The 23,081-nt window shown below is 32.1% G+C and carries 22 protein-coding genes; 8 read left to right on the forward strand and 14 right to left on the reverse strand.

Annotated elements, in window-relative coordinates; translation table 11 throughout:
* Positions 1–236: 236 nt before the first annotated feature.
* Positions 237–650 carry a thiol-disulfide oxidoreductase DCC family protein gene (locus tag OD917_RS08765; protein ID WP_263523166.1) on the forward strand — a complete coding sequence of 138 codons (414 nt, stop codon included), beginning with the start codon at positions 237–239 and terminating at the stop codon, positions 648–650.
* A 221-nt stretch (positions 651–871) separates the two neighbouring features.
* Here OD917_RS08765 and ettA read toward each other — a convergent pair whose 3' ends face one another.
* The 3 genes from ettA to holA all read right to left on the reverse strand — a co-directional run bounded on the left by ettA (position 872) and on the right by holA (position 3,871).
* Positions 872–2,563 carry an energy-dependent translational throttle protein EttA gene (ettA, locus tag OD917_RS08770; protein ID WP_132991059.1) on the reverse strand — a complete coding sequence of 564 codons (1,692 nt, stop codon included), beginning with the start codon at positions 2,561–2,563 and terminating at the stop codon, positions 872–874.
* Positions 2,564–2,620: 57 nt separating this feature from the next.
* Complete coding sequence (locus OD917_RS08775) at positions 2,621–2,803, reverse strand: CAL67264 family membrane protein (protein WP_111291003.1); 183 nt, start codon at positions 2,801–2,803, stop codon at positions 2,621–2,623.
* Between the two features lie 63 nt (positions 2,804–2,866).
* Positions 2,867–3,871 carry a DNA polymerase III subunit delta gene (holA, locus tag OD917_RS08780; RefSeq protein ID WP_263523167.1) on the reverse strand — a complete coding sequence of 335 codons (1,005 nt, stop codon included), beginning with the start codon at positions 3,869–3,871 and terminating at the stop codon, positions 2,867–2,869.
* Positions 3,872–3,964: 93 nt separating this feature from the next.
* Between holA and OD917_RS08785 the strand changes: the two genes are divergently transcribed.
* From OD917_RS08785 to OD917_RS08795, 3 genes are read left to right on the forward strand one after another with little or no spacing between them, the layout of a single operon-like run.
* On the forward strand, positions 3,965–4,417 hold the full coding sequence (locus tag OD917_RS08785; RefSeq protein WP_263523168.1) for a type I restriction enzyme HsdR N-terminal domain-containing protein: 453 nt from the start codon (positions 3,965–3,967) through the stop codon (positions 4,415–4,417).
* A 21-nt stretch (positions 4,418–4,438) separates the two neighbouring features.
* The gene (locus tag OD917_RS08790) at positions 4,439–5,458 is read left to right on the forward strand and encodes a glycosyltransferase family 2 protein (RefSeq protein ID WP_263523169.1); all 1,020 of its coding nucleotides are present in this window, start codon (positions 4,439–4,441) and stop codon (positions 5,456–5,458) included.
* Between the two features lie 32 nt (positions 5,459–5,490).
* The gene (locus OD917_RS08795; protein WP_111290995.1) at positions 5,491–6,324 is read left to right on the forward strand and encodes a flagellar motor protein MotB; all 834 of its coding nucleotides are present in this window, start codon (positions 5,491–5,493) and stop codon (positions 6,322–6,324) included.
* Between the two features lie 276 nt (positions 6,325–6,600).
* Here the strand turns inward: OD917_RS08795 and OD917_RS08800 are convergent, their stop codons facing one another.
* The 4 genes from OD917_RS08800 to OD917_RS08815 form a co-directional block, all read right to left on the reverse strand.
* Positions 6,601–7,626, reverse strand: coding sequence for a carboxypeptidase-like regulatory domain-containing protein (locus OD917_RS08800; protein WP_263523170.1), 1,026 nt, complete (start codon positions 7,624–7,626; stop codon positions 6,601–6,603).
* Between the two features lie 70 nt (positions 7,627–7,696).
* Entirely contained in the window at positions 7,697–8,317 is a 621-nt protein-coding gene (locus tag OD917_RS08805; RefSeq protein ID WP_072970810.1) for an L-threonylcarbamoyladenylate synthase, read from the reverse strand.
* 90 nt (positions 8,318–8,407) lie between these two features.
* The gene (locus OD917_RS08810) at positions 8,408–10,744 is read right to left on the reverse strand and encodes an ATP-dependent helicase (RefSeq protein ID WP_263523171.1); all 2,337 of its coding nucleotides are present in this window, start codon (positions 10,742–10,744) and stop codon (positions 8,408–8,410) included.
* A 301-nt stretch (positions 10,745–11,045) separates the two neighbouring features.
* Positions 11,046–11,813 carry a sulfite exporter TauE/SafE family protein gene (locus OD917_RS08815; RefSeq protein ID WP_263523172.1) on the reverse strand — a complete coding sequence of 256 codons (768 nt, stop codon included), beginning with the start codon at positions 11,811–11,813 and terminating at the stop codon, positions 11,046–11,048.
* A gap of 124 nt (positions 11,814–11,937) precedes the next feature.
* Between OD917_RS08815 and OD917_RS08820 the strand changes: the two genes are divergently transcribed.
* Positions 11,938–12,462, forward strand: coding sequence for a hypothetical protein (locus OD917_RS08820; protein ID WP_263523173.1), 525 nt, complete (start codon positions 11,938–11,940; stop codon positions 12,460–12,462).
* On the opposite strand, the gene OD917_RS08825 is transcribed toward OD917_RS08820, so the two are convergent.
* The 3 genes from OD917_RS08825 to OD917_RS08835 all read right to left on the reverse strand — a co-directional run bounded on the left by OD917_RS08825 (position 12,459) and on the right by OD917_RS08835 (position 16,019).
* Entirely contained in the window at positions 12,459–12,902 is a 444-nt protein-coding gene (locus OD917_RS08825) for a hypothetical protein (RefSeq protein ID WP_263523174.1), read from the reverse strand. The two genes, OD917_RS08820 and OD917_RS08825, sit on opposite strands and share 4 nt — an antisense overlap.
* Positions 12,903–12,908: 6 nt before the next feature.
* Positions 12,909–13,817, reverse strand: coding sequence for a patatin family protein (locus tag OD917_RS08830; RefSeq protein WP_263523175.1), 909 nt, complete (start codon positions 13,815–13,817; stop codon positions 12,909–12,911).
* A 141-nt stretch (positions 13,818–13,958) separates the two neighbouring features.
* On the reverse strand, positions 13,959–16,019 hold the full coding sequence (locus tag OD917_RS08835; RefSeq protein WP_263523176.1) for a M1 family metallopeptidase: 2,061 nt from the start codon (positions 16,017–16,019) through the stop codon (positions 13,959–13,961).
* Positions 16,020–16,113: 94 nt separating this feature from the next.
* Here OD917_RS08835 and OD917_RS08840 point away from each other — a divergent pair, with 94 nt between their 5' ends.
* Together OD917_RS08840 and OD917_RS08845 are read left to right on the forward strand one after the other, a co-directional pair.
* The gene (locus OD917_RS08840) at positions 16,114–16,857 is read left to right on the forward strand and encodes a diphthine--ammonia ligase (RefSeq protein WP_263523177.1); all 744 of its coding nucleotides are present in this window, start codon (positions 16,114–16,116) and stop codon (positions 16,855–16,857) included.
* Between the two features lie 50 nt (positions 16,858–16,907).
* Entirely contained in the window at positions 16,908–17,411 is a 504-nt protein-coding gene (locus tag OD917_RS08845) for a hypothetical protein (protein ID WP_263523178.1), read from the forward strand.
* 2 nt (positions 17,412–17,413) lie between these two features.
* Here OD917_RS08845 and OD917_RS08850 read toward each other — a convergent pair whose 3' ends face one another.
* The 4 genes from OD917_RS08850 to OD917_RS08865 all read right to left on the reverse strand — a co-directional run bounded on the left by OD917_RS08850 (position 17,414) and on the right by OD917_RS08865 (position 20,713).
* Positions 17,414–17,809, reverse strand: a complete 396-nt coding sequence (locus OD917_RS08850; RefSeq protein ID WP_263523179.1) for a DUF4348 domain-containing protein — start codon at positions 17,807–17,809, stop codon at positions 17,414–17,416.
* The gene (locus OD917_RS08855) at positions 17,809–18,348 is read right to left on the reverse strand and encodes a DUF1697 domain-containing protein (protein WP_263523180.1); all 540 of its coding nucleotides are present in this window, start codon (positions 18,346–18,348) and stop codon (positions 17,809–17,811) included. The genes OD917_RS08850 and OD917_RS08855 overlap by 1 nt, the downstream gene beginning before the upstream one ends.
* A 30-nt stretch (positions 18,349–18,378) precedes the next feature.
* Positions 18,379–20,151 carry a hypothetical protein gene (locus tag OD917_RS08860; protein WP_263523181.1) on the reverse strand — a complete coding sequence of 591 codons (1,773 nt, stop codon included), beginning with the start codon at positions 20,149–20,151 and terminating at the stop codon, positions 18,379–18,381.
* A 136-nt stretch (positions 20,152–20,287) separates the two neighbouring features.
* Positions 20,288–20,713: a hypothetical protein gene (locus OD917_RS08865; protein ID WP_263523182.1), complete on the reverse strand. Its 426-nt coding sequence runs from the start codon at positions 20,711–20,713 to the stop codon at positions 20,288–20,290.
* A gap of 243 nt (positions 20,714–20,956) precedes the next feature.
* Between OD917_RS08865 and recG the strand changes: the two genes are divergently transcribed.
* Positions 20,957–23,065 carry an ATP-dependent DNA helicase RecG gene (gene recG / locus OD917_RS08870; protein WP_263523183.1) on the forward strand — a complete coding sequence of 703 codons (2,109 nt, stop codon included), beginning with the start codon at positions 20,957–20,959 and terminating at the stop codon, positions 23,063–23,065.
* Positions 23,066–23,081: the final 16 nt, after the last annotated feature.

Consider the following 23,081-nt stretch of genomic DNA (forward strand, 5'->3'; position numbering starts at 1 on the left):
AATTGACATAAAAAACACTTAAATTAAAATAAAGCGTTTTAATGGACGTTTTTATATTTAAAGCAAAATAAGATTGTCTTTTTCTAAAATTCGATTACAATCAATTTATGAAAGTTATTTTTGATTTATTAATTTTATAGAAATTAATAAATCAATAGATAAAATTAATTCTTTAAATCTATAGAGCTTTGTCAAAGTTCGAAACTTTGACAAAGTTTTTACTTTAAAACTATAAAATGGAAAGCCTTCCAAAAAATAAAAAAATAGTTCTTTTTGACGGAGTTTGCAATCTCTGCAGTTCTGCTGTGCAGTTTATTATAAATCATGATAAAATGGATATTTTTAGATTTGTAGCATTGCAATCGGACTTAGGAATTTCTATTTGTAAACATTTAGGAATCAGTTTTTCTAAAATGGATAGCATTATCATGTATGATCCAGGAACTGCATATTTTTATAAATCTTCAGCGGTTATCGAAATAGCTAAAAATTTTGGAGGTTTTTGGAAGTTAACGCCAATTTTTAGAATTGTACCCATTTTTATCAGTGACAGGATTTATGATTATATTGCTAAAAATAGATACAATTGGTATGGCAAAAAAGAAAGCTGTATGATTCCTACTCCGGAGTTGAAATCTAAGTTTCTTTAAGAGAAATTCCAAATTCCAATTTAACACAATATTGTCATTTCGAGGAACGAGAAATCACACTCGTGACTCTACAAAGATTGGCTACATACTTTACTGAATTTCTAGTGTGATTTCTCCTTCGTCGAAATGACAAACAAAACGGGAAAACCTCACAAAATAAAAATCCCAAACTCCAATAATTTTGGAATTTGGGATTTTTTTTATTGAAAATTCAGATTTTATTATCTAATCAATTTTCTGTATTTGATACGTTTTGGAGTTAAATCATTTCCAAGACGTTTCTTTTTATTTTCTTCATATTCAGTAAAACTTCCTTCAAAGAAATAGACTTCAGAATCTCCTTCGAAAGCTAAGATGTGTGTACAAATTCTATCTAAGAACCATCTGTCGTGAGAAATAATTACGGCACAACCAGCAAAATTCTCTAAACCTTCTTCAAGTGCACGAAGTGTATTGACGTCAAGGTCGTTCGTAGGCTCGTCCAGTAAAAGTACGTTTCCTTCTTCTTTCAAAGTCATTGCCAAGTGTAAACGGTTACGTTCTCCACCAGAAAGCATTGAAACTTTTTTGTTTTGCTCTCCACCACCAAAGTTGAAACGTGATAAGTAAGCTCTTGAGTTCACTTGCTTTCCTCCCATCATAATTAATTCCTGACCATCAGCAAAATTTTCCCAGATTGATTTATTTGGGTCAATATTAGCGTGAGACTGATCTACATAAGCAATTTTTACAGTATCTCCAACTGAAAATTCTCCGCTATCTGTAGCTTGTTCACCCATAATCATTTTGAAAATAGTCGATTTACCAGCACCGTTAGGCCCAATAATTCCAACAATACCCGCCTGTGGCAAAGTAAAATTCAAATTATCATACAATAATTTATCTCCAAACGCTTTTGCAACATTTTTAGCTTCAATAACATTTGTTCCTAAACGAGGACCATTAGGAATGTAGATCTCTAATTTTTCGTCTAGTTGTTTTTGATCTTCGTTTAATAATTTGTCGTAGTTCTGTAAACGCGCTTTTTGTTTTGTCTGACGACCTTTTGCACCTTGACGAACCCACTCCAACTCACGCTCTAAAGTTTTTCTACGTTTAGAAGCCACTTTTTCTTCTTGAGCCAAACGATTTGATTTTTGATCCAACCAAGAAGAATAATTTCCTTTCCAAGGAATACCTTCTCCTCTATCCAACTCTAAAATCCATCCAGCAACATTATCTAAGAAATAACGGTCGTGCGTTACTGCAATTACAGTTCCTGAATATTGCGCCAAATGCTGCTCCAACCATAGAACTGACTCGGCATCAAGGTGGTTGGTTGGCTCATCTAATAACAATACATCTGGTTGCTGCAATAACAAACGACATAAAGCTACACGACGACGCTCACCTCCTGAAAGGTTTTTAATAGGTGTATCTCCTTCTGGAGTACGCAATGCATCCATTGCGATTTCTAGTTTTGTATCGATTTCCCAAGCACCAAGCGCATCAATTTTGTCTTGTAATGCAGCTTGACGGTCCATCAACTTATCCATTTTATCTTGATCTTCGTAATATTCTGGAAGACCAAATAAGTCATTAATTTGATTGTATTCTTCTAAAACCGCCATAGTTTCGGCAGCTCCTTCACGAACAATCTCGATAACTGTCTTAGAATCATCAAGAATTGGCTCTTGCTCTAAATATCCTACCGTATATCCAGGTTGAAAAACTACATCACCTTGGTAGTTTTTGTCAACTCCAGCAATAATCTTTAAAAGAGAAGATTTTCCAGAACCGTTAAGTCCTAAAATACCAATCTTAGCTCCATAAAAGAAACTTAAGTAAATATTTTTAAGTACAGGTTTGTCTGCTCCCTGATAGGTTTTACTCAATTTCTGCATTGAGAAAATTACTTTCTTATCGTCTGACATTTTTTATTTTTATTATAATTATTTATTTTTTTTAATGAATTTTGAGATTAAAACCTTCTAAACTCTACCTTTTAAAGCATTGAAAACCCAAGCATTAGCTAAAAAACCAACTCCAACAGCTCCAAATCCCCATCCTGAAACATCGCTATATCTAAAGATTCCAAGACCTATAAGCAACAATCCCATAAGTACCATTATTAAAGTTGCCCATCCTAAAATGGTATTTTTATTCATTCCCATAATTGTGCAATTATTTTAAGTAGTAAAATTTTCAGAAAGGCAAATATCGTGAATTTTAATGGCTTAATTAAATATTTTATACAGCATTTCTTTCAGCAAATCTGATTGAGGTAAAGCATTGGCTCCCACACCTTTACTTTTAACATCGATATCACGTAAAGCCCCAACAATTTGACTTACTTTTCGCATTGGATAATTTTTTACAGCCAAATCATATTCTTTCAAGAAAAATGGATTCACGCCAAGTGCTGATGCTACATTTTTAGCACTTTTATCTTTTAACCCGTGGTATTTTAAAAGCTGAACAAAAAATCCAAAAACTAATCCGGTTGTCATAACCAAAGGATATTCTTTCGGATTATGAGCAAAATTATCTGCTATCTTATAAGCTTTCAACTGATTACGTTCACCAATTGCTTTTCTAAGCTCAAAAACATTATAATCTTTACTAAAACCAATATTTTCTTCAATATGCTGTGGCGTGATCATAGTTCCTTGAGGCAATATAATCTGTAATTTTTCTAGCTCATTGTTGATCTTGCTTAAATCTGTACCCAAAAATTCCACTAACATAGCATTTGCTTTTGGATCAATAGTATATTTTTTACCAGCCAAAACTCTTTTAATCCAATCTCCTACTTGATTTTCGTATAATTTTTTACTTTCGAAAACAACACCTTTCTGACCTAGTAACTTGGTAACTTTTTTACGTTTATCGAGTGTTTTATATTTATAACAAAAAACTAAAACTGTAGTTTGCATTGGATTATCAACATAAGATTCAATCTTATCAATTGTTCGAGATAAATCTTGAGCTTCTTTTACAATAACTACCTGACGTTCAGCCATCATTGGATAGCGCTTGGCCGTTGAAACAATATCCTCAACAGAAACATCTCTTCCATACAAAACTGTCTGATTAAAACCTTTTTCCTCTTCAGCTAAAACATTCATCTCAATATATTCTGATAATTTATCTATATAATAAGGTTCTTCTCCCATTAGAAAATAAATCGGCTTAATATCTCCGGCTTTAATATCGTTAACAATTTTTATTACTTCGTCCATTTAATCTTTGTTTCAAGTTTAGCGTTTCAGTTCAAATTTCAATAACTTGAAACTTTAAACTTGAAACAAAAAACTATTTTATATTTTTGCTTTATGCTTAAACTTAATTTCCCAGCTTACACTTTCCGATTCAAAAATAGCGAAAATAAAGTGTCTATTTTTGATGAAATCAGGAAAAAATTTATAATTCTTACGCCAGAAGAATGGGTTCGTCAGCACGTTGTTCATTTTTTAATGCACGAAAAAAAATACCCCAAATCACTCATTAACGTAGAGAAAGTTTTAACTATCAACGGATTAAGAAAACGATACGATGTTGTTGTATTCAATCCTGACGGTTCTATACATATATTAGTAGAGTGTAAAGCACCTGAAGTAAAAATTTCTCAGGCAACTTTTGACCAAATTGCCCGTTATAATATGACAATGCAGGCACGGTTTTTGAATGTCACAAACGGACTAAACCATTTTTATTGTCAAATGGATTTTGAAAACGAAAAATACGAGTTTTTGAGAAACCTGCCTGATTATAAAGAAAACCATTAACAAATAAATAATTCAGTACTTTTGGATAAAATAGCTGTTGTCATTTTAAATTGGAACGGAGTAAAATTGCTCGAGCAGTTTTTACCATCTGTTATTCAGTTTTCCGAAGGCGCAACGATTTATGTTGCTGACAATGATTCTACAGACAATTCTGTTGAATTCGTTACAAAAAATTTCCCAAGCATTAAGATCGTAAAAAATTCAGGAAATCATGGTTTTGCAAAAGGCTATAATGATGCTTTACAGCATATTGATGCAGAAATCTATGCTTTAGTCAATTCAGATATTGAAGTAACTGAAAATTGGCTAAAACCAATTCTTGATACTTTTGAAAACGAAAAGCAAACCGCAATTATTCAACCTAAAATTCTTGACTTTAAAAACAAGGAATATTTTGAATATGCTGGTGCCGCAGGCGGTTTTATTGATAAATACGGATTTCCTTTTTGTAGAGGAAGAATATTTGAAACTGTCGAAAAAGACAACGGGCAGTACAATGATAACATTGAATTGTTCTGGGCGTCAGGCGCATGCTTTTTTATCAGAAAGAAAGTTTTTGATGAATTAAAAGGTTTTGATGAAAGCTTCTTTGCTCATCAAGAAGAAATAGATTTATGTTGGCGTGCTGCCAATGAAGGACATATAATAAAGTATAATTCTCAATCTGTCGTATACCACGTTGGAGGCGCAACATTACAGCAAGGAAATCCTAAGAAGACCTATTTGAATTTTAGAAATTCGTTATTAATGATGGTCAAAAATCTGCCGAAAAGAGGATTATTTTTTGTGATTTTCTTCCGCATGGTTTTAGACGGAATTGCTGGCATTCGTTTTCTTACACAGGGAAAATTTGGCCATACTTTTGCCATTCTAAAGGCACATTTTTCATTTTATTGCTTATCTTTAAAATATCTTAAAAAACGTAAAGATTTTCAAATACAGCAATACTATACTGTAAAAAGCATCGTTTTCCTTTATTATATAAGGAAATTGACCTTATTTAAAGAAATCTTTAACAGTATTCAAAATATTAAAAACTAAATTTGTAATCAAGTCTAATTAAAATTAAATTTATGAGAAAAATAGTTATCGCACTATCAGTATTAATGGCCCTAACTTCATGTGTTTCTAAAAAGAAATATGCTGAGTTAGAAGCTAAAAACAAAGAGACTCAAGATTTGTTAAACTCATGTACTGTAAAATTAAATACGTGCTTAGAAGAGAAAGCTGGATTAGCAGCAACAGCTGAAAGCTACAAACAACATAATCAAGATTTAATCAACAGTTCTAAAGATTTAACTATCTTAACTACTAAAGGTGCTGAAAACCTTGAAAAATCTCTTGAAAGTTTAAAAGAAAAAGATTTGAAAATCTCTAGACTTCAAGACGCTTTAACTAAAAAAGACAGTGTTACTTTAGCATTAGTTACAAGCTTGAAAGGTGCAGTTGGAATTAACGATCCAGATATCGAAGTTAATGTTGAAAAAGGAGTTGTATTTATCTCTATCGCTGATAAATTATTATTTAAAAGCGGAAGTTATGACGTAAGTGACAAAGCTAAATCTGTTTTAGCTAAAGTTGCTAAAGTTGTAAATGACAAACCTGATTTCGAATGTATGGTTGAAGGACACACAGATGACGTTCCTTACAAAAGCAACGGAATTATCTTAGACAACTGGGATTTAAGTGTTAAACGTTCTACTTCAATCGTTCGTGTATTAACAAACGATCTTGGTGTTAACCCAGCTAAATTAATCGCTGCAGGTAGAAGTTCTTATGTACCATTAGTTGCAAACGATTCTGCTGAGAACAAAGCTCGTAACAGAAGAACTCGTATCGTAGTTATGCCAAAAATCGATCAATTCTATGATATGATTGAAAAAGAAATGAAAAAACAAGCTAAATAATCTTGTTTGACATACTATAAAAACAGAAAAAGCAGGTCAATCGACCTGCTTTTATGTATTCTTAATTTACTATTTAATAAGTAATTAAAGGAGAAAATCAAGAATAACATTATCTTTATTAACTAACTAAATTTAACTATAATAAAGTTAGGCATAAATTTTAAATTATTACGTGATTAAAGTATTTTTTTACAAAATATCAATATTACACAATCTTCTGACTAGACATACTAGTATTTTGAAATCAAATCTGTTTGTCGATTTATAAATACTTTTTCAATTTATACCATAATTTAAAGATACCATTTCTCCTATTTTTTCTTCTGCAATTTTTCCTGTAAAAATAATATCTTCAATATTAGAATTGTTTCCATACTTATATATGTAGAAAGTTTTCACATCAAAAATAACCCTTGATTCTTCTCGATTAGCAAATAAAAGATCATATGAGGCAACAAACTTTTTGTCGCCGTTTTCTTTTCTTTGACTTATCACTTCAACTTTTGTAAAATTACCTTGTTTAGAAACTTTAAAACAATTCTCGGGAATAACGTCGCTGTTATTTTTAGATATAAAAAACTGATCTTGTCCCCAAGTACCATTGGCTAAATTTCTAAAAAAATTAATTTGTGAACCTTTATAAGCTTCTTCCCTTCGTTTTAAAATTAAGTCTGAATTATTGATTTCTTCAAAATGACTGAAACCTGCATAATAACTTTTAATTACATCTCTGGAGTATATGCTTAAACTACCGAATGTAACTTCAAATTTTTGCAAGTCATAGCTTATTTTATAACCTAAGTAAGAATTAATAATCACTAACGGTTTATCCGAATAAGCTTGTAAAACATGGTTTTGTCTATCATATTTAAAGTGAATATCATCTTCATTTTCAATAATAATTTTAGCATTATTTCTGGTTTCTCCAATAAAATACTCCCTAAATATTTTTAGTCTTTGCTCCCTAGTAAATATATCTTTTTTATTTCCTACAACTATTTCTTTAAGTGTATTTTTGGCAATTTCCATATATATAACAATATCTTTTTTTAGATCAATATCTGTAACATATTGATTATCAAACCCTATATAACTAAACACTAAGGTATTCTTTGCATCAGGGTCGTATTCTATAACAAAATTTCCATTTTCATCGGTACTAGTAGAAATTGTTGTTCCATCTAAAAAAATATTTGCCCCGGATAACGGTACTTTATCATTACTAAATACTTTACCTGCAATCCTTTGGCTGAAACAAGATATAGAAAAAAGTAGAACAAGAAAGAAGAATAAATTTTTCATAATTATACTGTTAATATTTAATACTAATTAACAATATATTATTAATTTACAGAAAAATCGATGTCTTTTTTTACAAAATATCAATATCGCCTTTTCCTTCTCTTACAATAACAGGTTCATGTTCAGAAAGATCGATAATTGTTGATCCAACATTATCTCCGTAGCCACCATCGATAACCATGTCCACAAGGTTCTGCCATTTCTCGAAAATTAATTCTGGATCTGTCGTATACTCAATCACATCATCTTCATCACGAATCGAAGTTGAAACAACAGGATTTCCTAATTGACGAACAATTTCAAGAATGATATTATTATCAGGAACACGAATACCGACTGTAGTTTTCTTTTTGAACTCTTTTGGCAAATTATTATTTCCTGGTAAAATAAAAGTATAAGGTCCTGGAAGTGCTCGCTTTAATATTTTAAATGTTGAAGTATCAATTTGACGAACGTAATCTGATAAATTACTCAAATCATGACAGATAAATGAGAAATTAGCTTTCTCTAGTTTCACTCCTTTTATTTTAGCAATTTTCTCTAATGCACGCGAATTGGTAATATCACAACCTAAACCATAAACAGTGTCTGTTGGATAAATTACCAAACCTCCATTCTGAAGCACTTTAACGACTTTTGCAATTGCAGCTTCACTAGGTTTATCGGGATATATTTTTATAAATTCAGCCATTTTGTTTTTGTTTCAAGTTTAAAATTGTTTCAGGTTTCAAGTTTTTATGCTTCCATTTTACATCTTAAAATATGAAACTTGAAACTTTATTTATCCTACCACATCTAATTTAGCAAATCTTAGCAACAATTTCTTAATTCCGCCTACTTCAAATTTAATTTCTGCTTTTCTATCTGCTCCAACTCCTTCAAGATTAATCACTTCTCCTTTTCCAAAACGTTCGTGCATGACAACATTTCCAACCGTCAATTTACTGTCAAATAAATTCGAATTTCCAGTGCTTGGAGCATTTCCCGAAACAGGTTTTAATTTTCTAATATTCAGATCTGGTTTCGGATTATTATCTGTAACATGTTTTGGCGGAGTTCCTCCTACTGGTTTTGCTAATCTCAATTTCGATTTATCAACATCGCCAAAAATATCACCATCAATTGGTGATTTATAACGATAACTAGTTTCAGAAGGAGTTAAATATTCTAGAAACTGCCCGTCAATTTCTTCGATAAAACGAGACGGTTCACTGTCAGTTAATTTCCCCCAACGGTAACGAGATTGAGCATAAGTCAAATACGCTTGGTGTTCTGCACGTGTCAATGCCACATAAAACAAACGACGTTCTTCTTCCAATTCACTTCTAGTACTCATACTCATAGCACTTGGAAACAAATCTTCTTCCATTCCTACTACAAAAACGTGTGGAAATTCAAGTCCTTTTGCTAAGTGAATCGTCATCAAAGCTACTCGGTCTTCGTCATTAGTATCTTTATCTAGATCCGTTGCTAAAGCCACATCTTCCATAAATTCAGAAAGTGCGCCTCTTGCTCCATCAATTTCTCTTTGCCCTTCGGTAAAATCTTTAATACCGTTTAAAAGTTCTTCGATATTCTGAATTTTGGCCATTCCTTCTGGAGTAGCGTCTTTCTTTAATTCCTGAACCAAACCAGTTTTTTTCGCAACGTGATCTGTTATATAAAATGCATCTTGATTCTGATCGATAACTTGAAAACTCTGAATCATTGTTACAAAATCCTTCAATTTGTTTTTTGTGCCAGCATTTAGTTTCAAGTCGATTTTATCAATATTCACCATTACTTCCCAAATCGAGCGTTTGTAATGGTTTGCGGCAATAGTAAGTTTTTCTACAGTCGTATCTCCAATTCCACGTGCCGGATAATTGATTACACGAATCAAAGCTTCTTCATCTTTTGGATTCAAAACCAAACGTAAATAACACAAAACATCTTTAATCTCCTTACGTTGGTAGAAAGATAAACCACCATAAATTCTATACGGAATATCGCGTTTTCTCAGTGCATCTTCCATCGCACGCGACTGTGCATTGGTACGATACAAAATAGCAAAAGCTCCATTATGTAACTGATTTTGCATTTTCTGCTCAAAAATCGTACTCGCTACAAAACGGCCTTCTTCTGCATCTGTCAAACTTCTGTGGACTTTAATCTTAGGTCCAAATTCATTTGCTGTCCAAACCACTTTATCTAGTTTCGTTTTGTTATGCTCCATAACGGTATTTGCAGCTTCAACAATATTTCGTGTCGAACGATAATTCTGCTCTAAACGAAACATTACAACCCCTTCATAATCCTTCTGGAAATTCAAAATATTATTAATATTCGCACCACGGAAAGCATAAATACTCTGCGCATCATCTCCAACAACACAAATATTCTGAAATCTATCTGACAAAGCCCTAACAATCAAATACTGAGAGTGATTTGTATCTTGGTACTCATCAACCAAAATATAACGGAAACGATCTTGATATTTAGCTAAAACTTCTGGAAAACGTGTCAACAATTCATTGGTTTTAAGCAATAAATCATCAAAATCCATTGCGCCAGCCTTAAAACAGCGATCAACGTACTGCTGATAAATTTCTCCCAATCTTGGTCTTTTAGCCATTGCATCAGCTTCAACCAATTCTGGATTATTAAAATATGCTTTAACTGTAATCAAGCTGTTCTTATAACTAGATATACGTCCTAAAATTTGCTTTGGTTTGTAAATATCGCGATCAAGCTGCATTTCTTTAATAATAGAAGAAATTAATCTAGCTGAATCCTGAGAATCATAAATAGTAAAATTAGAAGGATAACCCAAATGATCTGATTCTGCACGAAGAATACGCGCAAAAATCGAGTGAAAAGTTCCCATCCAAAGATTTTTTGCTTCACTCGCCCCTACGATATCCGAAATCCTGTGTTTCATCTCGCGGGCTGCCTTATTGGTAAAAGTCAATGATAAAATATTGAAAGCATCAACACCTTGAGCCATCAAATACGCAATTCTAATTGTTAAAACACGGGTCTTCCCCGAACCTGCACCAGCAATAATAATCATCGGCCCGTCTTTCTTTAAAACAGGTGCCCTCTGCGCTTCGTTGAGCTGGTCAATATATTTCTGCATGTAATTTTCTCCTTTTATGCAAAAATAAGAATTAAAGATTTAAAAAGCTACTAAGATTCTGAGGTTCTAAGTTGCTAAGTTTTTTTCTTTTTTGAAGCCAAAGAATAGGCATTTTATTAGACATGGTTTCCCGCTTTCGGCTTTATCTCTTCGCTGCGCTACGAGGATATCGCCTCAATCGGGGCTATGATTCAAACATTTTTTTTGAGATGCTAAGCTACTAAGGCTCTAAAATTCTAAGCTTTTTCTTTAGACAAAAGAGAGCAAACTCAGAATCTTAGAGCCTTAACAACTTAGAATCTTATTTAAAAAACACATCATAAGCAAATCGGATCAAAGTGCCGACAACCACAATCAAAAAGAAAATTCTAATAAATCCGTTTCCTTTATTAATTGCGAGTTTTGCGCCAAGCCATCCACCAAGTCCATTGCTTATTGCCATCGGAATTGCAATTGCCCAAATGATTTTTCCTTTAATCATAAACAAGCAAATAGAACCAAAGTTTGTGGCGAGATTTACCATTTTAGCATTCGCAGAAGCGTGAAGAAAATCAAAACCTAGAAGCGCGATAAAAGCCACTACAAAGAAACTTCCTGTTCCTGGACCAATAAAACCATCATAAAATCCAACAATTACACTGATCACAACTGCATAGATTAATTGAGTTACAGCCGAATGATCTTTAGCAACATGCTGTCCGAAATTTTTCTTGGCATAAGTATAAACAAACAATAAAGACAAAACCACCAATAAAAGCGGTTTCATAAAATCATTGCTCACCATTGTTAAAATAGTTGAGCCCAAAAAAGCAGAAGGAACTGCTAGACACATCATTATAATAAGCAGTTTCCATTGAATAATAACTTTCTTTAGATACTGAAAAGCGGCAAAAGCTGTTCCGCTAAAAGCTGGAATTTTCAAAGTTCCAACAACCGTCGAAACAGGAAGATTTGGCAGTAAAATCAATCCCATTGGTGTTTGAATTAATCCGCCACCACCTACAATTGCATCAATAAAACCTGCAGCAAAAGCCGCTAAACAAAGAAAAAATATTATATATGCATCCATTAAAAATATATTTTAGTCTCAGTAAAAAACAAGTTGCAAAAGTACATCTTCCTTTTTGTTTATTACCATAAATTTAAAGTGGATTTCTCATCAAAAAGTATATTTTTGCTAAAAAATTAACCCAATGGATTTTACAAGAATTATTGAATTAGCCAGTTACACTTTACCTGCAATTGTTACTGGATTTGTAGCTTACAGTTTTTTTGAACTGCATATTAAAAACAACGATAAAAAACGTGCGTTTTTGTTAAACAAACAAGCACATAAAGAATCTCTTCCTATACGTTTACAAGCCTACGAACGTATGACTTTGTTTTTGGAGCGTATTAATTTGACAAAACTGTTAATTAGAATTTCTCCTATTTCTCAAAATAAACACGATTACGAAAACTACGTAATTGATCAAATTGAACAGGAATTTGAGCACAACTTAACACAACAAATTTATATGTCTGAAGAATGCTGGACTATCATTACAACTGCAAAAAATGCAACAATTCAAATGATTCGTAAAGCTGCAATGAGCGATAAAGTTGAAAATGCAGATAAACTTCGTGAAGTTATCTTGAATGATTTATTAGAAAAACAATCTCCAAGTAATGCCGCTTTAGGATTCATAAAAAGTGAAGTTGCTGAACTTTGGTATTAAATAGTCTTAATAGATTTTAGAACTGTTTGTGTCCAATCTTTATCTGTTTCAGAAATTATAATAGTTTTAAAACCATATTTATTGCCTTCAATTTCAACTCCAATTGAATCATCTACGTGAATATCGATATTGAACATTGGAGGAAATTTTGAGCAAACAAACTTTCTCTTTAATATATTTTTATGGTGTTTTTGTTGATTTATAACATAATCAATTGAGACACCATAACTATAAAATGTCCATTTTATTCTTGAGGCACTTCTATGAGAAGTCGTATAAATATAGATTTTATACTTTCTTCTTTTTAATTCTTTAAACAACGCTAGTGTTCCTTTTCTTATTCTTTCAATTCTAAATAGCTTCTGAAACAAATTCATTTTCTCTAAATCAAATTTGTTATTTGCTATTAAAGTGTCGTCAAGATCGAAGGAAATAATCATAAAATCTTAAATCAATATCTTATTGTCACTCATAACCTCAGACTTGTTCTGAGCATATTCATACCCTTGCTCCCACCATTCTTTCATAACCTCTTTATTAAAAATCAAAGCGTTATCTGTTAATTTTATGGGAGTGTAATATAAATTTAATTTCACATTCTTATTGTTTGCCATAAGTTTTCCTATAGCAATATCATGTTTTTCTACCTGATCTAAAGCAATTCGGAACAAATCGATCATTAACGAAAAAGGATTTTTGCCAATAACCATTTTAGAAGTATTAACCTCTGTTTCTAAAATAATAACATCAATTTCTGTAGCACCACGATTGATTGCTTCGCGTATTGGAACCAAACTTGAAAATCCTCCATCACCGTATTCACAGTTGTTTTTTTCAACCAAACTCATAAAGGGAACATAATTACTAGATATCCAAGACCACTCGCAAAACTCTTCATAAGTACAATCTTTTACTGATTTATACTCCGATTCGTTTTTGGTAAAATTGGTTACCGTAACAATAACATCTGTTTTTAGTTTTTTGAGTTTATTAAAATCTGAAAGAGAAAAATTATTCTGAATATACTTTTTCAGACCTTTGCTTTCTCCAAAGGTACGTTTTCCCTTAAAAAACTGACGAAGTACATTAAAGTGATTAATTGTCACAATATCGACTCCATCTTTATTTTTTACCACAAACGGACAAATATTAAATATACTCGACATGGTAACATTGGTATAAACTGAATGGATTTTTTTAATATGACCGAGAGCTAAATGCGGAATCAATAAACTTCCGGTAGAGGTTCCTATAAACAAATCGTATTCATGTTTTTTTTCTTCTATTAAATACTGGGCAACACCGCCGGCAAAAGCGCCTTTACTACCACCACCTGAAATAACCAATGCTCTCATAAATTGTAATGTAGGTTTTGTTTTTGGGATATTTTTTTTAGACTTAGAGGAAAGAAGCAAGAAGAAAGATCTTTTAACTTCTTCTCTGCAAACTCGCATCTTGTTTTTATTATCTTGCTTCTTTTATCTTTCCACTCTAATTCACTCTTTCAACAAACGATTCAATTGGAATTGCTCATCGGGTGTCAAATTAGGTAAAATTCTATTAAATGAAGCACGCATTTCGGGATTTTTTAACAAAAGTCGAATAGTATCTCGTCCGAACTTTGAAAATTGCCACATATGATGCGTTGTAGCGCCAACTAAATTACTCAAAACCTGATCGTTAATAATTTTAAAAGCAATTAGTTTTTCTAAAGCATTTTGTCTTGTTGTAGCTTCATATTTTGTTGATGAAAATGCAATTAATTCATTAACCAAAGAATCTTGGTCATTGCTGTAGTTTGGTGTAGATAAAGCTAAAGAAAGCCATAACGTTCTAAGATTATAATCGTTAAAACCAATCCAGTTTTTAGATTTATCCAAATAAACGGTTCTCTGGTTCGGGAAATTTCTCCATAACCAATAAAGTGCAATTTCTTGTGTCTGATATGATTTGTCATCTAAAAGCGTTTCATAATTTGCTCTAAAATCTTCTGGAATTGTGGTTAATGATCCAGCTAAATTTTGACGAACATTTATATTATTAGTTTGCAATGCTAAAAGCAAAAGCGACTTTTTGTCTTCGTATTTCTCATTTTCTAATTGATCGACAACAGCTTCTTTTACAGATTGGTAAACATCAGATTCTAAAGTGCTTTTTAAAATATCTGCTTTTTCAGCTAAAGGCGTTTTTTTCAATTTATCGATTTCCAATCTTTTTTGGATTGCTTTGCTTTTGCTTAATAAAGCATTTGCAGTTGGCGTATCAAAAGCAGTTGATTCTAGCCAAGTTTTTTGAAATTTATCCAAATCAAAATCAGAGACTTTTTTAATTTCATCGAAGAAATTCTTAGTGTTTACCGTTTGATAAGCATATTTATTCAGATAACTTTTAATCGCTTTTTTGAAAGCTTTATCTCCAATTGATTCATGCAAAACAAACAATGCCCACGCACCTTTTTCATAAAAAGTTAGCGAACTTGCTTTAGCGTTCAAAACTGGAATAGTATCTGTTCGAGAAGCAAATTTTATCTGCTGCGCCGTATCGTATAACTTAGAATAGAAATAATCTTCGCCATAAATATCTTTTTCAGCAAGCAAGGCAAAATATGTCGCAAATCCTTCTTGAAGCCAGTGATGCGTGCTACTTTCAGCTGTAATCAAATCTCCAAACCAATGATGTGCCAATTCATGCGCATCTACATTAGTATAATTTCGATCACAAAAACCTATTGAATCTACTACATAACGTGTTGCGAAAAGAGTTGAAGTAGTATTTTCCATTCCAGCATATAAAAAGTCTCTTACTGGAATCTGTCTGTTGATTTTCCAAGGATATTTTACGCCAATTTCTTTTTCCAGAAAATCAAAAATGCGTTTCGAATAACGATAAGTTGGTTCAAAACGATCTGCGTCTTTGGGTTCGTAATAATATTCTAATGGAATTTTGCTTTTGGATTTAAATTCTTTTTTATCATATTTCCCAATTGTCAGCATTAATAAATATGAACTCATTGGTTTTTCCATTTGATATTGCCAACGATTTAGATTTCCGTTTGTTGTTTTTTCCTTTAAAACTCCATTTGAAACTACCTGATAATCTTTATCATAAGAAATCTCTAGATTAAAAATCAATTTTTCATTCACATCGTCAAAACTCGGGAACCAGTTACTCGTGTATCTTCCCTGCCCTTGTGTCCAAATCTGCACTTCGTCATTTTCCATTTCAACAAAATACAGCGCTTGTTTTGGTTTTGTAGAATAATTAAATGTCAAATGATTTTGTCCTTTTTTAAAAGGAAAAACCAATTTCAACTGTTTAGTCGTATTGATGAAAATGATTTCTTTTTCATTTATTTTCACATTAGAAAATTCCATGTTTTTAGCGTCAAGCGAAATAGTATCACAATCCTTTAGAACCTCAAATTGAAAATCGACAGCACCTGAAACTGTTTTTTCTTTTGAATTTAAAGACAATTTTCCTGAAACAGATTTAAAATCGACGTATTGAGTTTGCTGTGCAAAAAGAAAACTGGTGAATAATAAAAAAATGTATTTCATTGAAACAAATTTGAAGGCGAAAATCCAAAGTTACAAAGGTTTCCTTTACAAATAGAATGAAATTTGTAAGTTTACAATATAAAACCGCCAAATCGTGTCTACACCTCAAAAAGCCTTATTTAACTGGAGCAGCGGAAAAGATTCTGCACTTGCTTTATATAAAACACTTCAAAGTACTGATTTTCAAATAGAATGTTTACTGACAAGCGTAAACCAGCAATATCAGCGGATTTCAATGCATGGAATTCGGGTTGAATTATTACGCGAGCAAGCGCAAAGAATCGGAATTCCTTTAAAGATTCTAGAAGTTCCAGAAATGCCAACTATGGAAGTTTATGAAAAAGTGATGACGGAAGTTTTAATAGAATTAAAAGAAAATGGAATAACGCATTCTATTTTTGGAGATATATTTCTAGAAGATTTACGTCAATACCGTGAAAATCAATTAGCTAAAATTGGTTTGAAAGGCGTTTTTCCAATTTGGAAAATTCCAACTCAAAATTTAATTCAGGAGTTTATTTCCTTAGGATTCAAAACAATTGTGGTTTGTGTAAACGAAAAATATTTAGACAAAAGTTTTGTTGGCAGAATTATCGATCAGAATTTTATAAATGATTTACCTCAAAACGTGGATGTTTGCGGTGAAAATGGTGAATTTCATACTTTTACTTTCGATGGGCCAATATTCTCAAAACCAATTGATTTTGAAATTGGTGAAATTGTCTATCGAAAATATGAAAGACCAGAAAAAGAAGATTCGTCAAACACAGCGTGTGATACTAATGATGAAACTGCTTTTGATTTTGGATTTTGGTATTGTGATTTAATTAAAAAATAATTTGGAGTCCATTTATATTTGAAAAACTAATATTTTAAAAACTAACTGATATGACTTTAAAAGAAAAAGATGAAGTAAAAAAAGTAGTATTCTTTTTGAAAGAAATTGGTATTGAAGTTATTGAAAAAGAACTTGGTGAAACCTTTTTACCTGGTTTAGAATTAGGTCCTGATTGCATTTATATCGATTATAATAAATTACTTTATCCAGGGGATATTTTACATGAAGCAGGACATCTTGCAGTAACAGTTCCTGCAGAAAGAAAACTGGTTGGCACAACAGAAATTTCAAAAGATTGGCCTACTCAAGGCGACGAAATTGCTGCAATTTTATGGTCATACGCTGCATTGCATCATTTAGAATTTCCTGCTGAGTTTGTTTTTCATCCAAATGGATATAGAAATAGTTCTGAGTGGTTTATTTCAAATTTCGAATCCAAAAATTATATGGGATTGCCTCTTTTGGAATGGATGGGATTGTGCCTTGGAAATGAAAAAGCCGAAAAAGAAAATAAATCTCCTTTTCCGGCTATGCAAAAATGGCTACGCGATTAATCTTAAGTAGATTCGTCAACCCAAGTTTTCAGAAACCATTTATTATCTTTTAGTTCGAAAATATAATCGATATAAATTCCATTATCAAGTCCGCGCTGTTGCAGAGTTGCTTTATTTTTCTTTACAGAAATTGTTCTTTTTAAATATTTCTCATCCCCTTTGTTATTCAGATTAAGGGTTTTATACTTTTCTTTTGTCATAGTATAATCCGTTAATTCAAAATCGTCATTGTTCATTTTATATTTTAAAGGAAAAACCACTCTGCTAATTTGAAATTTCTTGTCAGCATTAAATTTCTTAAAAAAAGTATTAAAATCTTCAGGAGCTGTTTTTGTATTTTGAGCATAAATAGCTGCATTTAAGCTTATTATAAAAACTATAAAAAAGTACTTTCTCATTATTCAGAATACATTTTAAGCAAATTGGTAACTGTATTCCAGTTGCGAATCGTTGCTGTTACATTTAATTTTTTTTCAATATATTTTTGATCAAAACGGGTTTTTCCAGCGCCAACGGCATATTTTATAAAAATTCTATTTTCATCAATACTTGCTTCATCTGGCTTAAACTGACTGATTTTCAGATCGTTTATACTTTCCTTTTTTAAAGTTGTTGAAACGAAAGCCACATATAACTTTTTCATGTCAATATCTTTTTCTTTTAAAAAGGGATTATTTGCAAAACAAGATTCTAGGTTTTCTTTGGTAATCATAACAACTGGAACTTCGTGTCCAAAAACTTTAAAGATTTCCTGTTTGATGATAAAACCAACTTTTGAGGCTTCTTCTTCGCTATCAACAAAGACATTTCCAGATTGCAGATATGTTCGAACATTCTGAAAACCAAGATTCTCCAGCATTGCTTTCAAAGCTTCCATTTTCATCATATTATGTCCAGAAACATTGATTCCGCGTAAAAGCGCTAAATGTGTTTTCATTTTTTCTAATTTAAATTCAAAGATAAAAAACTATTCGGCATCATCTTCCTCACTGATTTCAATATCAAATTTCACTAAGAAATCATTAAATTTTTGCTTGTATTTTCTTTTAGCTTGTTCTACAATTTCATCCGCTTCTTCATTTGATTCTATTGCATTAAAGCCAAACTGTTCTTTAGCCCAATCCTGAAATTCTTCTTTGTTTTCGCTTTCTTCGTAATATTCTTCATCTTTATAAAAATAAGCATAATCAAAATCAACAGAAATTTCGGTGTCTAAAGTCAGAAGCTGAATCAGTTTTCGAGTGTTTTCTGCCACAACATGGACTCCTCCTTCGTCTCCAAAAACAACAATTGGGCAATTATTCAAATCCTTATCAATAAGCCAATATGCATACGAACTTCCTGAACCATTTGCACCTGCAAATTCGATAAAACTATTGTAAAACTCTTCTTCTTCAGACCAAGTTTTTATTCCAGTTTTATCGTCGTTAATCGTAAGTCCAAAACATTCTGAATAAGTTTCAACTCCATATTCCTGCTCAAATTCGTATAATTTTACTAAATCTTCTGGCAGTTTGTAATTGCCAAATTGATCAGCAAATTCTTCTAAAGAAAAACGGCTATCATAATCTGAATATTCTGTTTCACTTTCTTCTTCCTCTTCTTCAATAACTTCGGCTGTCAACATTTCAAAAGTTGCTATCGCCGCATTTTTTACGCAGAAAAGCTCAATTCCCGGAGCATTTTCGTCATTTATCCATTGGTATTTTGGATCTCCGTTTTCGTCAAGATACTCTAGAATAAGCATAATTTCTTCGTCTTCATGACACCATAAAGCACGCATTCTGATGTTAAAACCATTCGAAATTTCTTCAGAAATCTGGCTATATTTCTTTCCTTCATAATCAAAAGGAATAAATAAATAAGTCGTTCCAGAAATATGTCTAACTATTTTTCCGTTTTCTTTCAATTCCTCCTTTTCAGACAAAACTTCAACCATATTTATAAACTGACTACGGAAATCAGCATAAGAGTATTTCTCTTTTTTATCGTAATCTAAAATTGAAAGTCCTTCTTTAAAAATATCTAAATAGTTATTGCCTAATATTTCACTGCCGTAGCTAGAAAGTTCTAAAAAAGCATCATCTACAATATCAGACAGTTTATGAGTCGAAGGCAAATAATTTTCGACAGTTATAACAGATCCGTCAGTATCTTGAACATTACTGCAAATTAAAACATCAGGTCTACCAGCGCTTATAATTGCCTGAACGTCTGTAAAACGTTCAAAATGAAACAGCATATCATCAGTATAAATTAGCCAAGCTGTAAGGTCTCCTTTTACAAAAAGCTCTCCATGATTGTATTCTCCAGCAAGTATATCGCATTGCAATCCTCCGCCCAAATAATGGACACTTCCGAACAAGTTAATATTCACTGTCGTTGTTTTTCCTAAGACAATTAAAGCCGGAGAATTATCGGTATCGTAAGAACTAATAAGCTTTGCAACCGTTAGATTTCCTTTAAAAATAAATCCTAAAATGAAAATATCAGGATATTCTTCTGTGCTGAAATCCATCTCAAATAAATCCATTTCTACATCTTCCTCTGCTAATAAAAATATTGGATTTTCTTCGTAATCAGGAAAACGCCAGGTATCTTCAAAAACATTGTAGATTTTTTGATTATTGAAATCGGTAAGATCTCCAATAATGTTGTGAGCTTCGTGTCGGTTGATTACTTTGAATGTAATGCCAGAAAACACAATGGTTTCAAAAGGAACTTTTTCTTCTTTAATCATAATTTGAGGCTTATAGTTTTAATGCTTAAACAAATCTAGCAATTATCTTTTTTTATTAAAATTATACTGACGATAAAAATAAAAAACTCCGTCAAAAACGGAGCTTAAAAAAATTGAATTAGTAAGCATTCAAAAATTATTTCTTTTTCTCATACACTAGTGTTGGACCGTCGCATATACTCCACGTTCCATACAAGTTGCCAATACTATGAATGATGTATAAATTTTCTTTTACATTAGAAGTGCAAGATGCAATTATATCACTCTCTGCCGTATAATTCAATTCGAACTGTGTTTGATCTGCCGTTTTTACTACAGAATAAGTTCCTGAAATAGTTGTAGTTTTTCCGTCTTTTTTTCTTGTTTTAGAAAATGTATTATTAGAATTAAAAGTATACGATTCCTCCCATTCTAAAACATCAATCGAATTTACTGCTGGATTACCACTGCCCATTTTTGTTAATGTCCATTTTCCAACGTAACTTTCAGATGGTTTGTCGTCGTTATCAGAACAAGAAGCGAGAGAAAGAAACAATACAATTAAAAGTCCAATTTTTTTCATTTTTTAGTTTTTTAAGGTTATGTATTTATAAGACTTTCCTTTCTTAAAATAGTTGCGTCTGCAATTTCAATTTAACGATAAATTAATATTCAAAGACTTGAAAACTATAATTCATTTTCAAATTTCCTAATTAAGATTTATCTTCGCTTTTCTAAAGAAAAAAGAAACAAGAAGAAAGATAATGAGATTGTAATTGGTCTTTTTTCTTGCTTCTTGTTTCTAAAAAAAATCTAAATCTTCGAAATGTCTAATAATCTTCTAGAAACTCCAATTGAATACTTAAAAGGTGTTGGTCCGAGCCGTGGTCAGCTTCTTCGTAAGGAATTGGGTATTCATAAATATGGAGATTTAGTTAATCTTTTTCCGAATCGATATATTGACAGAACGCGTTATTATAAGATTAACGAATTACAGAATACAGGTTCTGAAGTTCAGATTATTGGTAAAATCATCAACATTAAAACGGTTGAATTTGCCAAAAACAAAAAGCGTCTTGTTGCTAGTTTTGTTGATGAAACAGGGCAAATTGATTTAAACTGGTTTCAAGGACACAAGTGGATTCGTGAAAGTTTAAAACTAAATGAGCCTTTAGTGATTTTTGGAAAATGTTCTCTTTACGGAAGCCAATTTAGTATGGCGCATCCCGAAATTGAATTGTTAAGCGAACACGAAAGAAGTTTACGTTCGGCTATGCAGCCTGTTTATCCTTCGACAGAAGCTTTGGCTAATAAAGGAATTTCAAATCGCACTATTAATAAATTGATGGAACAGCTTTTTCTGGAAACACAGGCATTGTTTACCGAAACTTTCCCTCCTTTTTTAATTGAAGAATTAAAGCTAATTCCAAAACGTGCCGCATTATTCAATATCCATTTTCCAAAAAGTGCTGAAATTTTAGCGAAAGCGCAATTCCGACTAAAGTTTGAAGAATTGTTCTTTATTCAGCTGCAATTAATTACAAAAAATCTCATTCGAAAACATAAAATAAAAGGACATCCATTTGACAAAGTGGGCGAACTTTTTAATGAATTTTATAAAAATCATCTTCCTTTTGATTTAACAAATGCTCAAAAAAGAGTAATCAAAGAAATCAGAACTGATATGGGAAGCAATGCCCAAATGAATCGTTTGCTTCAAGGTGATGTGGGTTCTGGAAAAACGATTGTTGCTTTTATGAGTATGCTTTTGGCGATAGATAATGGTTTTCAGGCTTGTTTGATGGCGCCTACTGAAATCTTGGCCAATCAGCATTTTCTTGGTTTATCTGAATTCGCTAAGACTTTAAATATCAATATTCGAATATTAACTGGTTCTACTAAAACTTCTGAAAGAAAAATTATTCATGAAGAATTAGAAAACGGAGAACTTAAAATTTTAATTGGAACTCATGCTTTATTAGAAGATAAAGTAAAATTCCAAAATTTAGGCCTTTCGGTAATTGATGAACAGCACCGTTTTGGCGTAGAGCAAAGATCTAAACTGTGGAAGAAAAATGATATTCCGCCACACGTTTTAGTAATGACTGCCACTCCTATTCCGAGAACGCTGGCAATGAGTTTATATGGCGATTTAGACATTTCTGTTATTGACGAACTGCCACCAGGAAGAAAACCGATTCAAACTGTACATCGTTATGATACTAATCGTTTGAAAGTATGGAAGTTTCTTCGTGATGAAATCGCAAAAGGAAGACAGATTTATATTGTTTACCCGTTAATTCAGGAATCGGAAAAAATGGATTATAAGGATTTGATGGACGGCTACGAAAGTATTTCTCGTGATTTTCCACTTCCTCAATACTCTATTTCCATTCTTCATGGAAAAATGAAACCAGCTGATAAAGATGCTGAAATGAAGCGTTTCTCTGAAGGAAAAACTAATATAATGGTTGCTACAACAGTAATTGAAGTTGGTGTAAACGTACCAAATGCCAGTGTTATGATTATAGAAAGCGCAGAAAGATTTGGGCTTTCGCAATTGCATCAGTTGCGCGGACGTGTGGGACGTGGTGCTGAACAAAGCTATTGCATCTTAATGACTGGGCATAAATTGAGTTCTGATAGTAAAACCAGAATGGAAACCATGGTTCAAACCAATGATGGTTTTGAAATTGCCGAAGTTGACCTTAAACTTCGTGGTCCTGGTGATTTAATGGGAACACAGCAAAGTGGTGTTCTAAATCTTCAAATTGCAGATATTGTAAAAGACAGAGAAATTCTTTCTTTGGCTAGAAATTATGCGATGAAAATTTTAAAAGAAGATTCTGCTCTTCAAAAGCCTGAACACGCAGTATTACGAGCGATTTTCATCGAATTGACTAAAAAGAAAAACATTTGGAATTATATTAGTTAATTAGATTTTTTGAAAT

It is taken from the genome of Flavobacterium sp. SH_e, from assembly GCF_025717045.1.
Lineage (GTDB): Bacteria > Bacteroidota > Bacteroidia > Flavobacteriales > Flavobacteriaceae > Flavobacterium.